The following is a 13,039-nucleotide window of genomic DNA, read 5'->3' on the forward strand; positions in this document are numbered from 1 at the left end:
TGATCTGCGGCGACCAGTGAACGACGCAGGAGGTCAAGGCGGGAGCGTTCACAAGGGGGTTCACATGAACACCAGCGAGGGCAAGGGGGTTCACCAGTGAACCCCCGGGTTCAAAAGCTGTGACACCATGGACACTCGCCGTCATTCTCGGATGGGCAGGGAGCATGAGCCGAGAGCCGAACGAACCGTTGATCTCCCTCATGGACGAGGCCGCGTTCTCGAACAAGGGCCTGGCCAAGCGCATGCGTGATCTCGCTCAGCAACGCGGCGAAGACTTGAAGACAACCCACGTCGCCGTACAGCGCTGGCGCGACGGGAGCGGCATCCGGCCGCAGGCAGCCTTGATCATGGCGGAGATCTTCAGCTCGAAACTGAAACGTCGTATCACGCCAGGTGATCTAGGCCTGTTCGGCGAGCCGGAGTCACGCACGCCCCAACCAGTGGCCTATGCCGCCTCCTTACCCGAAGCGTTGTCCGCGCTGAGCGTCCTTACCGAGGAACAAACCGAGGCCACGACGAGCAGCAAACTAGTCATCCCGGACGCGGATCTCAGTTCCGCCGTCCTGTCATGGATGGTGACGCGGACGAATGAGGTTCAGGCAGACCGCCCAGCCTCTCAGCATGTCGGCATGCGCGATGTACGCGCGATTCGCACCGCCACCGAGATGTTCATGCGACTGGATTTCCTGTACGGCGGCGGCCACGGCCACAAGGCCTTACGGCACTACTTCCGCGAAGAAGTGCTACCTCTACTCAACGCCAGTTACACAGCGAAGGTCGGCCAAGCTCTCTTCACCGTAGCCGCGGAGACCGCCGAAGTGCTGGGTTGGATGGCGTACGACATTGGAAATCACGGTCTAGCGAACCGCTACCTACTTCACGCCCTACGCCTCACCCAGGTCACCGGGGACCGTATGTTCGGCGCGTCCATCCTGGCCAATCTCAGCCACCAGGCAAACTACCTGGGACAGACATCACGCGCCCTGCAACTAGCCCGGTCCGCCGTCGAAGGAGCCAAGGACAGCGCCACGCCACGTGCCAAGGCCATGTACACGATCCACGAAGCCCGCGCTCTGTCCAGCGTCGGCGATCGCTCCGGCGCGGAACGCGCCATGAATGAGGCAGAACGCCACCTAGAGAAGGCCACACCTGATGGCCCGGAGTGGCTTTCCTATTTCGATGAGGAAGAACTCATCGGCGAGTTCTCGCACTGCTTCCGCGACCTCAGGCGACCCGCCGAATCACTTCACTTCGCCGAAGAAGCCGTAGCCAGAACCGACCCGCAATATGCACGTACACTCGGCTTCTGCCGCATGGTACTCGCCGAAAGCTATCTCTTGAACGGTGAACTGGAGAGTGCGATTGGCGCGGCAACTCAGGCAGTCGAGAAAGGCGAGTCACTACAATCGACTCGCTTTGTACGCTACGTGACCGACTTCCAGCAGAAAATCGGCGGTAACGCCGGAATGCCGATCGTGGCTGACTTCAATCGTCAAGTCACCGAGGCTCTGTCCAGCTTGGAGGAGTAGACGACCAATCCGGTCAGTACGGAAGCCACCGACGCGGCGCACGCTCATCACGCAGCGACACCATCCGCCGGCCGAACTCCGCAGCCACGTCCTCCCCCTCGGCCACGTTCTGCATGAGCCAGGTCGTCATCTTGAACTCCTGAATGGCACACAGCGTTTGGAACCCTGACCAGTCCCTCAGGTCCCGCCCGTAGGCCCCCACGAAGTCGGCGTAATGCTCGTCCGTCACCCACCCGAGCCGGTCGTACTCGTGCGCAGCCACCTCAAGATCCCACTCAGGGTGATCAACACAGAAGTTCTCGAAGTCGATCAGATACACGACTCCATCGCGCCCCACCATCAGGTTGTCGGTGTGGGCGTCGCCGTGCACCGGCCCAAGCGGCGACTCGAACCGCAACTCCTCCAGCTTCTCCTTCAGCTCCTGCCTCCGCTTACGCAAGAACTGAAGATCGTCACTCGGTATCCCCACAGCACGCTCAAGCCTCAGATCAGCACGCCCGAATGCGTCGTACCGAGGCAGCTCCAGACCCTCCGGAAGCGCCAGCGCATGAAGGTCACGAAGGACTGCACCCAACTCCCCGTACGTAGCTCCCCGGCCCTCTTCAACGATCAAGTGCCAGAAGGTCACCGGATGACCATCGATCACAAACGGCTGCTCAAGATCGTCAACGACGCGAGCCGCCGGGAACCCCTCCCGCGCCAGCCACCGTGAGACGGCGACCTCTCGACGCACCGAGGACAGATACTCGACCGACCGAGCGACGCGCACGATCACCTGCGCCGAACGCAACCTGAATAGAGCGTTCTCCCCCAGACGGATCAGCTCTGCCTCTCCGGCATCGAGTCCCGCAGTTCGGCACGCGGCGGCCAGCACCCGCGCAGCCCTCGCCGACGTGAACCCCGCTTGCGCTCGAGCAGCGTCAGCCGCCATGCCCGCACCAGCTCCCCTAGTCGCGCGACCAACCAGCGCACGTCTACGGGTGACCAAACCCGACGCACGCCGGACACGACGTAGACGCTACCCAGCAATCGCTGCCATCGGCGAGGGTGCCTGACACACAACCACGCGCCGAGGCAAAGCCACTCCAGATCCGCTAAAGGTGAGGCAGAATCAGGTCCATGAGATTGCCAATCGTTGCGGGATGGCCGGCCTGTACTGTGATGAATTGCGAGGCGGACCAAGCGGGCTATGGTGAGGATAAGTGTGTAACCCATCTTTCTGAGGGGGAGTTGGGAGGATGGTTGTCGCGACTTGGGCCGGAGGCGGAGATTCATCTAGCTCGCACTCAACTCGCCAAGGGTACCCTGGACCAAATTAAAGGAGCTGTCACGGGACAGGACGACGTTCCTCAATTTGGCTATCTATCGCTCAGGAGGGCCGAAATCGAGGGCGGTGTTGATCTTTGTTATTCGCGATTTTCTAAAGAGGTAGATCTCTATGGATTGAAAGTTTCTAAATATCTGGATTTTGAAGGAGTCCAGGTATCGGGAGGGCTCGATGCAAACTTCATTGAGGCGCCCCAGGGGGTCGACTTCTATCGAGCTAAGATAGGGGGAAGTCTAAACCTTGAGGGTTCGAAAGTTGGTGAACAGGTTAGGGTCGCGCGATGTGATATAGATGGGTCTTTCCTGCTTAGGGGATGTCAGGTAAGTGGCAATGTGGAGTGTTACGAAGTCAAGGTATCTGGGCCCGCTTACCTATCTAATATGCAAGTCGTTGGAGATATTTCTTTTCGTAATTCATCATTCTCTGATGGGGTTCAGTTTTTCTATACAGAAACTTCCGGGTATTTTAACGTATCGGACTCCGAGTTCTCTGGGTTCGTGGAGTTTGAGGGGTTGCGAATCGCCCACGACTTGATATGGGAACGTGCATCCTTCCGAGATGACGTGACTTTCGACAAGGCAGACCTGTCGGGTTTGGTGCAGGGCTCATGTCTTTTTTATAAGGGTGTAAATTTTATACGTACTATTTTTCGATCTGCTGTTATAATCCAGGCTTGCGCACGCCGAGTGGACTTCTGGGGAGCGAGATTCGAGGTAGGGGGCACGCTGCTGCTTCGCTATGCCATGGTGCGCATGACCGGTGCAATCCTTGCAGGTCCCACAAGCCTCGTTGCCTTCAATCGCAACTTCGTAGATATATTTGGCGACCCTATGGATGAGTTCGTGATTCCGCATGAAGACCCAAACGTGAAACTGCTGGATATGGGCAGTGTAAATGCGGGGAACTTGACGCTTGTAGACATCGATCTCACGCCGTGTCGTTTCGCCGGAGCTTTTAATCTTGATCAGCTCCGGCTCGAAGGGGAGTGGAATTTCGGAACTCCACCAAGTGGGCGCGTCGGTATTACTCCATTTACTTGGGCGAAGCGTAAGATCATCGAAGAGGAACGACAGTGGCGCGCACTTCGTAGCCATCCACTAGTGCTGAGAAGCGGATGGGGGGATCCACCGGACAATCCGCGTGATGTTCCTGGAGTTGCCGCACTGATGACTACCTACCGGCAACTTCGCAAAGGGCGCGAGGACGCGAAGGACGAGCCAGGGGCGAACGATTTCTATTATGGCGAGATGGAAATGCGCCGCCATAATCAAAGCTGGGGAAAGGGCGAGCGGTGGCTCCTGCAGTTCTATTGGCTGTTGTCGGGCTATGGCATCCGTGCCTCGCGCGCCTTCGGATGGCTCATTATCTCAATGATCCTTACGATACTACTGATGATGGGATTCGGCCTTCCTCAAGATTCCCCGAAACAGGAAGCTGCAGGGACTGTACCGCCCGGCGGTGGGAAGGTAACTTTCGAGATCGACAAGGAGGACCCGAGAAATCCCATCGGTGACCGTTTTACCAGCAAGCGATTCGAGAGAGCGCTTAACGTGACGCTCAATTCAGTGGTGTTCCACTCCAGCGATCAAGATCTAACGACGACTGGTACGTATATCGAGATGGCCTCACGATTCTCCGAGCCGGTTCTGCTAGGACTTGGCATTCTGGCGATCCGTGGCCGGCTCAAGCGTGGAAGCTGAGGGGTGGCTGCATTGCATGTCATGGGAAATACGAGGGGGCCCCGGCGCCTGCGATCGAGCATAGTCGCTTTCGCCTGCGGGTTGCAGTACCCGGGGTATTGCAGCCTATGTGACCTGCCTGTGGGCTCACGGGCGAGTGATACGCATGCTTGGTATGTTCCCCTTACCGGTGCATGAGGTCTTGCCCTCTCGATGCAACCCTTTGATGGCAGCCCGTATGTGCATCTGCCGTGCTTCACCAAGGGCAAGTCCCATGATCTCGGCATGGTAGCGATTCACGCTTACGGCAGCGTGCTCCTGCAGCAAGCCGAGAATGTTCTTCTTGATCTCTTCGACCCAGCCGCGTTCTCGTTGGTTTTCTTCTTGCTCAAAAATGTCTTCCTCATTGAAGAGCATCCCGTCAGCAGGCGGTGGGAGAATTTCACGGCGCCACTGCGCTTGAGCGTGGCTGATTGCCTCGCCGAAGAGCCAAAGTCCATCTGTGTGGCGACTGAAAAGTACCAGATGATAGGCCGGTTGGTGATGCTCACGATTGCGCACCGGGATAGTCCATGAGTGTGCCCTCACGGCGGCACCGACTCGTTTCGCGAATCCGTTTGCTATACGTTCGACTGCCTCCCGGTTGTCTTCTGAGTTCTGGTACTCGCCACGCCACCAGTCCCCTCCACAGGCAGCGTCCATCGCCTCCAGCGTCGCCTGCTTCCCCTTTGGTGTCTTGGTGCTTACCAGTAGCCCGCCAATTCGGCGCACTGCGTTGGCGTTGAAGTTCAGCAGCACCTCGGTTGCATCGCGACCGGTGGCTCCGGCTGGTTCACGCGACCCGAACAGCTGAGTGGTTAACGCATCGAAGCTGAGTCCCAGGCCGAAGGGGTCGATGAACGCAAGCAGTGGTGATCCTTTCGCTTGCTCCAAGACGTAACCTAAGTGCTTCTCGACCTTGCCCTTGAGCGCTTCTGCAGTCAGGCCGCGTTCACGGGCTTCCGCGACGAGCTGGTCGAGGCGTTTGAAGTCTGCAGGACGACGCTCGATGAAGTAGCAGTCGAGCTGACGGATGCTGGCCACGTCGGCCGCTGAGTCCAGAATCAGAGCCGGTGACCCGGGCGTTCCGTCTTCGTAGCGGCCAGGGCCAGCGTAGCCGTCCAGGTAGACGACGCGGCCGCCTGGCGCCCACCTACCCACCTTCGCCACGAACGGCTTGACGTACCGCTGAAGGATTTCGTGTTTCAAGAGGGCGGCGGCCTTCTTGCTCACGAAGAACTGACGTGTGGCGTCAGTGACTTCCTCGCCGGCTTCTTCGCCACTGAGTAGGAGTTCTTCGTCCTCTACGTGCTCTGGCTCGACCAAGATTCCGCCCCCTCTGTCTTGGATGCAGTTGCATTTGACATTTTGGGCCGGATCGCGAGCAAGCGCATCCACCTTGATGCGATTACTTAGCTGACTTGTCCTGCTGCTGGGTAGCCCTCAGGCCGTGACAGGCGTGGGCAGTTCGTCCCATGTGCGGCCTTGGAGGAGGCGACCGTTGGCTTTGGGAGTACGTCCTCCCCACTGCTTGAAGAAGAACGCCACATCGCTGTCCTGGCATGCATCGCGAATTGATGTTGCCCAAGCCTCATCCATCGGTCGGTGGCGGGGCCCGGACTCGCCGCCAGCGATGACCCAGTGGATCCCGTCCAGACGCAAGTCATCTAGCGGGCCGAGTAGTGGCTCACAAGACAAGAAGCGGACTGCGGCTGGCACTTGGCGTAGGTCATCGATTCGCGGCAGCTCTTGGACCGTCTCGACCGATACACCCATCCACAAGTTGGTTGGCCACTCCAGGCTGTCCGCAACCTGGCGCAGGCGCCGGGCCCTCTTGGTTAGCACCTGGTACGTGTGTTGAGGGGTGTCGGCGATGACGTGGAACACGCGTCGCACGTACTCAAGAGGTACACGGGCGTGGAAAAGGTCAGACATGGAGTTGACGAAGACCGTTCGAGGACTGCGCCACTGGTAGGGGACTTGGAGGACGTCTGGGTGTAGAGCGACGCCGAACCCCGGGCCAGATGTCCGAGGGTCTCCGTCTTTCTGGTACTTGTCCGAGCCCATTGCCTTGAGCCGCTTGGACAGTGCTAGGGCGTAGCAGTTGTCGCACCCAGGGGAGACCCGGTCACATCCGGTTGTGGGGTTCCATGTGGCTTCGGTCCACTCGATGCTGCTGCGATCGCTCACCGGTTGCCTCCCCTTCTCGCACCACACGGACTGCACGCAACCGTATGCGACGACACAACGACCTCGTGCGGGAACAGACACCGCCCTCCAACCACCGGACCTCTTCATCATTCAGGCCTCTTCAGCCCCTAGGAGGCGTCAGGGAGTGTCACACCTTGGCGGCGCACGGGAGGGTGCCTGAAAGCGGCACCGGGCCAATCAACACCGCTGGACCGGCTGCCCTGTTGATCCAGGCAGCAAGTAGGAGGGCACCAGAATGCCCCACTGACCGAGACCGTCCAACGCCGACTTGGCTTGACCTCCGTCCCGCCGAGTCCGCGGCGCTCGTTGCTGTCACTTGATCGCTGCACCTGGTACCAGTGCGACCAGGGCTGAGATGAAGCTGCCTATGCCGGCGAGGGTGACGATGGTGGCCTTGCCGTCGGAGAACAGGCCGGAGCAGAAGGCGCGGACCTGGCGGCGGAGGATCAGCATCCGGAGTTTCTGGAAGCGGTGCTGTCGGATGTGGCAGCCGAGGAGGAGTCCGTGGGCGTTGTTGCGGCACCCGTCCAGTCCGCCTCTGATGCGTACCTCTGCGCCACATGTGACGGGGGCCTGGAACAGGCACCAGATCAGCAGAGCAGCCGAGAGGGCGATCACCCCCGCCGGTCCGGCTGCCCTGTTGATCCACGCAGCGATCAGGAGGGCGCCGACAAGCACCCCCCACCACTGACCGAGACCGCCCAACGCCTTGCTCTTGGTTCTCGAAGTCGCCATGCCGGGATACGTCCCGAGGCGAACGACGCTTCATGCTCCAAGAGGTCAGCGTGTCTGGAACCCAGTGCTGAACGGCTCACTTTCGATGACACGCTGTGGTTGGACGCTCCCTGTACGGAATCGGGTTAGTTGGCTTCGGGCGTAGGAGCCGGGGCGATCCCGATCGCGCAGGCCGCCCCCCAGTTCGTCGCCGTAGGGTCACTTAGGTTGACGCCCGTCCCGCCGATGCCGCAGTAGCCCGCCGGGTTCTTGTCCAGGTACTGCTGGTGGTACGCCTCGGCCGGGTAGAAGGTGCGGCCCTCCGACGGGAGGAGTTCCGTGGTGATGGTGCCGTGGCCGGCCGACGTGAGGACCTTCTGGTAGGCATCGCGGGACGCCTCCGCCGCGGCTGCCTGCTCGGGGGTGTGGGTGTAGATCGCCGAGCGGTACTGCGTACCCACGTCGTTGCCCTGGCGGAAGCCCTGGGTGGGGTCGTGTGCCTCCCAGAACACCTTCAGGAGGGTGGCGTACGAGACCTTCCGCGGGTCGTAGACCACGCGTACCGCTTCCGTGTGGCCCGTCAGACCGGAGCAGACCTCCTCGTACGTGGGGTTCTGCGTCTCGCCACCCTGGTAGCCGACCAGGGTGGTCCACACGCCTTCCGTCTGCCAGAAGATGCGTTCCGCACCCCAGAAGCAGCCCAGGCCGAAGTCGGCGATCTCCAGACCCTCGGGGTAGGGGCCCAGGAGGGGGTTGCCGAGGACGGTGTGGCGCTCGGGAACCTGGAACGACAGCTCCGGGCGGCCGCGCAGGGCCTCGCCGGGGGCGGGGAGGACGGGGGTTCGACCGAAGATCATCTTGTCTCCTACAGAGGTGGGCATGTAAGGGAACGTCCCGTCGGCGCCGTGGATTCCCGGTCCGCTTCCCGGTCCGCTTCCCGGTCCGCTTCCTGTGCCGTTTCCTGTGCGTTACGGCCGGTTCCCCGGGGTGCCTCACCCCTGCCGCAGCGTCGCCGGACTCCCGCCGTTCGCCTCGTATCCCGCCACCGCCAGGGCGCGGTAGATCGCGTAGTCCGCCGCGGGGTCCCCGGAGAGGGTCCAGGGGAGGGCGCCCACGTGGCCGTCCACCAGGACGAGCTGGTGCATGGCCTCCGACCAGCGCTCGGCGCGGACCAGGAAGAACAGGAGCATGTGGCGGACGTGGGCGAGCATCGGGTCGTCCGGCAGGGCGGAGTGCACCGCGTAGAGGGCGCCCTCCACCGCCTTGGTGACCACCTCGCTCCGGTAGAACTCGCGGACCAGGTTGACCTCGGGGAGGTGCTCGTAGACCGCGAACAGCGGCAGCGCGGCGAGCAGCGAGCCCTGGGGCGCCCGCGCGGCGGCGGCCTCCGCGAACGCGTGCGCGAGCTCGCGCGAGCCGTGCCACTTCTCGCACCAGTAGTGCAGCGCCGCCAGGTGCGCCCCCATGTGGGTGGGCGCGCGGTCCAGGATCTTCAGCCAGAGCTGCTCGAACTCCTCGCGGGGATACGCGAGTCCACGCGCGATGGACAGCTCGATGATGTACGGGACGGGGTCGCCCGGCGCGAGCAGCGCCGCCTCCCCGCACGCCGCTCTGGCCTCCTCCAGGATGATGCGGTGCTCGTCCGTCCCCGCGGTCGACGAGCGCCAGGCCTGCTGGACCAGGAACTCCGCGTGCACCGCCGCACCGCCCGCGTCCTTGGGCGCCTCGGCCCGCCACACCCGCAGCCACTGCCCCCCGGGGGTCTCGCTCACCCCGCCCGGGCGCTGCTGGAGCTCCAGCGACGCGGCACCCGCGAACGCCTGCACCCGCTGCCAGCGGGCCTCGTCCGCCTTTGCCGTGCCGGCCAGCAGCTGGCCCGCCGGGCGCCAGTCCTGGGTGCGCTGCACCAGGTCCAGGACGTTCATCAGGTCCTCGTCGGGTCCCGGGACGCGGACGTCCAGGTTCTCCTGGCGGACGAAGCCGTAGTTCGCCGGGTCGGCCGCATCCGGATCGCCGGGATGGGTGAGCCGGATACCGCCGCCCCTGCGCCGCAGAAAGGAGCTGGTGACAGCCCCGAGGATGACCGCCGCCACCAGGACCCAGAGAATCTCCATGCACCAAGCGAACCAGACGGGTCCGACAATTGGCCAACCACTGCGGCCGGCCGCTCCGGCCAACCCGTCACACCTCTCCGCTCGTCGGCGCCGACGAGCGGCCTCCGGCGGCATTACGCTCGGGCCCATGAACGACGCGCACAGCAGTTCCACGACGCACCCCAGCCCCACCGGCCGCCGGCACGGGCACGGCTTCGAGACCGTGGCGATCCACGCCGGCAACACCCCCGACCCCGTGACCGGCGCGGTGGTGCCCCCGATCCACCAGGTCTCGACGTACAAGCAGGACGGCGTGGGCGGCCTGCGCGGCGGCTACGAGTACAGCCGCAGCGGCAACCCGACCAGGGCCGCCCTGGAGGAGAACCTCGCCGCTCTGGAGGGCGGCCGCCGCGGGCTCGCCTTCGCCTCCGGCCTCGCCGCCGAGGACTGCCTGCTGAGGACGCTCCTCAGCCCCGGCGACCACGTCGTGATCCCGGCCGACGCCTACGGCGGGACGTTCCGGCTGTTCTCCAAGGTCGTCAGCCGGTGGGGCGTGACCTGGTCCGTCGCCGACACCTCCGACCCGGCGGCGGTCCGCGCGGCGATCACTCCCCAGACCAGGATCGTCTGGGTGGAGACGCCCTCGAACCCCCTGCTCGGCATCACAGACATCGCCGCCGTCGCCGCCGTGGCCCGCTCGGCGGGCGCGCGCCTCGTCGTCGACAACACCTTCGCCAGCCCCTACCTCCAGCAGCCGCTCGCGCTCGGGGCGGACATCGTGGTGCACTCCACGACCAAGTACATGGGCGGCCACTCGGACGTCGTCGGCGGCGCCCTCGTCGTGGACGACGACGCGCTCGGTGACGAACTCGCCTTCCACCAGAACTCCATGGGCGCCATCGCCGGGCCCTTCGACTCCTGGCTGGTGCTGCGCGGCATCAAGACCCTCGCCGTGCGGATGGACCGCCACAGCGAGAACGCCACCCGCATCGCGGAGATGCTCGGCAGGCACGCGCGCGTCACCAAGGTGCTCTATCCGGGGCTCGCGGACCACCCCGGGCACGAGACCGCGGCCAAGCAGATGAAGGCCTTCGGCGGCATGGTGTCGTTCCAGGTGGACGGCGGCGAGGAGGCGGCCGTCGAGGTCTGCAACAGGGCCGAGGTGTTCACCCTGGGGGAGTCCCTGGGCGGCGTCGAGTCGCTGATCGAGCACCCCGGGCGGATGACGCACGCCTCCGCCGCCGGCTCGGCCCTGGAGGTCCCCGCGGACCTGGTACGCCTCTCCGTGGGCATCGAGTCCGCCGACGACCTGATCAGCGACCTGAAGCAGGCCCTGGGTTAGTCCTTAAGCAGGCCCTGGCCAGCCACGGCCCGCGCCGCGGCAGGCAGGAACGGCAGGCAGGAACGGCAAGCACGGACGGCAGGTACGAATTGCGCCAGGACCCTGGCCCGGTCAAGGCCCCGGGCCAGGGTCCTGGTCGGCTCCGGTAGGCTCCTGCGAGCCGTCCTGGCCGGCCCTTCCGAGGCTCTGACCAGGCATGGAGTCCGCGACGCCTCGCCGGCGGCGCGGGGCGGCGGCCGTCCGAAGCGCCCGTCGAGCCGGTGGGTTCACCACCCGGTGACCGGCGGCGTCGTGTCCGAGGGCGGCTGGTCCCAGGGCCGTACCGTCAGCGCCCACACGGTGAAGGCCACCACAGCCGCGCCCAGCAGCACCCACAGCACCCGGCGGGCGGCTGCCCTGCGGCGCAGCATCCGGCTGCCGCGCGCCAGGGCGTCCGCGTAGAGGTCGGGCGGTACGACGGGCGGCGTGCTCTCCAGGATCTCCCGGACGGCCGCCTCCCTGCGGGCGAAACGGGTCACGGGGCGCCTCCGGGGACGGTGCCGGCGTTGGACCAGGGCAGGTGGTCGGTCACGTCGTACCGGACCGGCCCGTCCGCCGGCCGGGCCGTCATGACGGCACCACCTTCGGCAGTGACGCCGGGCGTTCGGACGGCGGATGCAGCAGGTTCGACATGGCCCGCGCGCAGATCGAGTACACGCGCTCCGTGGAGAGCCCGAGCAGCGCCGCGGTCTGCTCCTCCGCCACGCCCTCGTACATCCGCAGGACGAGCACGAGACGCTCCTGGGGAGTGAGCCCGTGCAGTACTCCCTCGGACCGCTCGGCCCCGGTGCGCTCCGGACGGCCGCGCCAGGGCCCCGCCCAGGCCTGGGCCGCCCAGGTCCGGAGCGGACCGGACCACCCGCTGGGCGAGTCGGCGTCCGGGCGGGGAGCGGTCCTGCGGTGGTGCCAGACGCCGCGGGCGAAGCGCACGGCGAGCTGCTGTCTGGCGCGCTCGTAGGGGTCCTCGCCGCGCAGCCCGTCCCAGGTGGCGTAGGTGTGCGCGAGGACGGAGACGAGCAGGCGACGCGCGCGTGGGTTGTCGTCCGGGGGCTCCGCGGTGAGCAGGGTGGCGGCATGCAGCAGCCGCCCTGCCGCGCCCGCGACGAACGACTCGAACTCCCGGGCCCGACGGGTGTCTCGCGACACGTGCCCTTGGTGCACCCTGCCTCCCGTCCGACGCACGGTCCGGGGTGGACCGTGCGGCACGGAAAACCGCGATCTCAGGGGAAACGGATTCTGGGTCTCATATCAGGCCACGCGCGCGTCCAGGTCAAGAGTCCGGCGGCATGCGGACGAGGGTGTGCGCTCGGCGGAGGCCGTACGCGGCACGCAGCGGCCCGCGGATCGGTGGGGGCACATGGCACGGAGCCGCACGTGGTGCGGCGTGGGCAGCCGGGCCCCGCCAGGGTGGAAGCACACGGGCCCCGCCAGGACCGAACCGTACCGGCCCCCAGGACGGAACCGCACCGACCGAAAGGGCGAAACCGCACCGGCCCCCAGCCGGGACGCTCAGGTAGCCGCGGCGCCCTCGGCCGGCGGTGTGCCCTGCGCGGCCGCCTGGCGGGCGGAAAGGGCGGTGTTGAAACGGGTGAGCAGCGTGCAGAACTGCTCGCGCTCCTCAGCGTCCCAGCCGTCGGTGAGCTGCGCCATCAGTTCCCGGCGCGAGGAGCGGACCTCGTCGAGGCGCGCGTGCCCGCGCGGTGACAGCTCCAGGACGACCGCGCGACCGTCCTCCGGATGCGACGTGCGCTTGACCAGGCCGGTGTCGACGAGGGGCGCCACCTGCCGGGTGACCGTCGAGGAGTCGATGCCCATGCTCGCCGCGAGCGCCTTGACGCCCATCGGGCCCTCGTTGTCGAGCCGGTTGAGCAGCAGGTAGGCGGCGCGGTCCATGGAGTTGCGGACCTGCCCGACCCCGCCGAGCCGGGTCTGTTCCGCGCGGCGCGCGAAGACGGCCACCTGGTGCTGAAGGGCGTCGAGAAGGCCGGTGTCTCCGGCGGTCGTCATGTCCATCGACATTTCCGGTGTTGTGGGCATGGCCGGGGGCTCACTTCATGGAGAACGTG

At 65.0% G+C, this 13,039-nt stretch carries 12 protein-coding genes; 3 read left to right on the forward strand and 9 right to left on the reverse strand.

From position 1 onward, the window contains the following. Nucleotides 1-200: 200 nt before the first annotated feature. The gene (locus tag Sm713_RS04360) at nt 201-1,529 is read left to right on the forward strand and encodes a sporulation protein (protein WP_249416079.1); all 1,329 of its coding nucleotides are present in this window, start codon (nt 201-203) and stop codon (nt 1,527-1,529) included. 13 nt (nt 1,530-1,542) lie between these two features. Here Sm713_RS04360 and Sm713_RS04365 read toward each other — a convergent pair whose 3' ends face one another. Next, the gene (locus Sm713_RS04365) at nt 1,543-2,460 is read right to left on the reverse strand and encodes an aminoglycoside phosphotransferase family protein (protein ID WP_212908351.1); all 918 of its coding nucleotides are present in this window, start codon (nt 2,458-2,460) and stop codon (nt 1,543-1,545) included. Between the two features lie 188 nt (nt 2,461-2,648). On the opposite strand from Sm713_RS04365, the gene Sm713_RS04370 reads away from it, so the two are divergent. After that, the gene (locus tag Sm713_RS04370) at nt 2,649-4,556 is read left to right on the forward strand and encodes a hypothetical protein (RefSeq protein ID WP_212908352.1); all 1,908 of its coding nucleotides are present in this window, start codon (nt 2,649-2,651) and stop codon (nt 4,554-4,556) included. Nucleotides 4,557-4,682: 126 nt separating this feature from the next. On the opposite strand, the gene tcmP is transcribed toward Sm713_RS04370, so the two are convergent. The 5 genes from tcmP to Sm713_RS04395 form a co-directional block, all read right to left on the reverse strand. After that, complete coding sequence (gene tcmP, locus Sm713_RS04375) at nt 4,683-5,900, reverse strand: three-Cys-motif partner protein TcmP (protein WP_212908353.1); 1,218 nt, start codon at nt 5,898-5,900, stop codon at nt 4,683-4,685. A 117-nt stretch (nt 5,901-6,017) separates the two neighbouring features. Then, nucleotides 6,018-6,875, reverse strand: a complete 858-nt coding sequence (locus Sm713_RS04380) for a DUF5131 family protein (protein WP_374195957.1) — start codon at nt 6,873-6,875, stop codon at nt 6,018-6,020. A gap of 222 nt (nt 6,876-7,097) precedes the next feature. Then, nucleotides 7,098-7,520 carry a hypothetical protein gene (locus Sm713_RS04385; protein ID WP_212908355.1) on the reverse strand — a complete coding sequence of 141 codons (423 nt, stop codon included), beginning with the start codon at nt 7,518-7,520 and terminating at the stop codon, nt 7,098-7,100. A gap of 125 nt (nt 7,521-7,645) precedes the next feature. Then, nucleotides 7,646-8,356, reverse strand: a complete 711-nt coding sequence (gene msrA, locus Sm713_RS04390) for a peptide-methionine (S)-S-oxide reductase MsrA (RefSeq protein WP_212908356.1) — start codon at nt 8,354-8,356, stop codon at nt 7,646-7,648. A 135-nt stretch (nt 8,357-8,491) separates the two neighbouring features. After that, complete coding sequence (locus Sm713_RS04395) at nt 8,492-9,613, reverse strand: hypothetical protein (protein ID WP_212908357.1); 1,122 nt, start codon at nt 9,611-9,613, stop codon at nt 8,492-8,494. A gap of 127 nt (nt 9,614-9,740) precedes the next feature. Between Sm713_RS04395 and Sm713_RS04400 the strand changes: the two genes are divergently transcribed. Beyond that, nucleotides 9,741-10,934 (forward strand): cystathionine gamma-synthase, encoded by a 1,194-nt coding sequence (locus Sm713_RS04400; protein ID WP_212908358.1) that lies wholly within the window; start codon nt 9,741-9,743, stop codon nt 10,932-10,934. A gap of 266 nt (nt 10,935-11,200) precedes the next feature. On the opposite strand, the gene Sm713_RS04405 is transcribed toward Sm713_RS04400, so the two are convergent. The 3 genes from Sm713_RS04405 to Sm713_RS04415 all read right to left on the reverse strand — a co-directional run bounded on the left by Sm713_RS04405 (nt 11,201) and on the right by Sm713_RS04415 (nt 13,010). Then, complete coding sequence (locus Sm713_RS04405) at nt 11,201-11,452, reverse strand: hypothetical protein (RefSeq protein WP_212908359.1); 252 nt, start codon at nt 11,450-11,452, stop codon at nt 11,201-11,203. A gap of 88 nt (nt 11,453-11,540) precedes the next feature. Continuing rightward, nucleotides 11,541-12,119, reverse strand: a complete 579-nt coding sequence (locus Sm713_RS04410; RefSeq protein ID WP_249416080.1) for a sigma factor-like helix-turn-helix DNA-binding protein — start codon at nt 12,117-12,119, stop codon at nt 11,541-11,543. Nucleotides 12,120-12,482: 363 nt separating this feature from the next. Beyond that, nucleotides 12,483-13,010, reverse strand: coding sequence for a MarR family winged helix-turn-helix transcriptional regulator (locus tag Sm713_RS04415; protein ID WP_249416081.1), 528 nt, complete (start codon nt 13,008-13,010; stop codon nt 12,483-12,485). Between the last annotated feature and the right edge of the window lie 29 nt (nt 13,011-13,039).

The sequence above is a fragment of the Streptomyces sp. TS71-3 genome, assembly GCF_018327685.1.
In the GTDB taxonomy this organism is placed as follows: Bacteria; Actinomycetota; Actinomycetes; order Streptomycetales; family Streptomycetaceae; genus Streptomyces.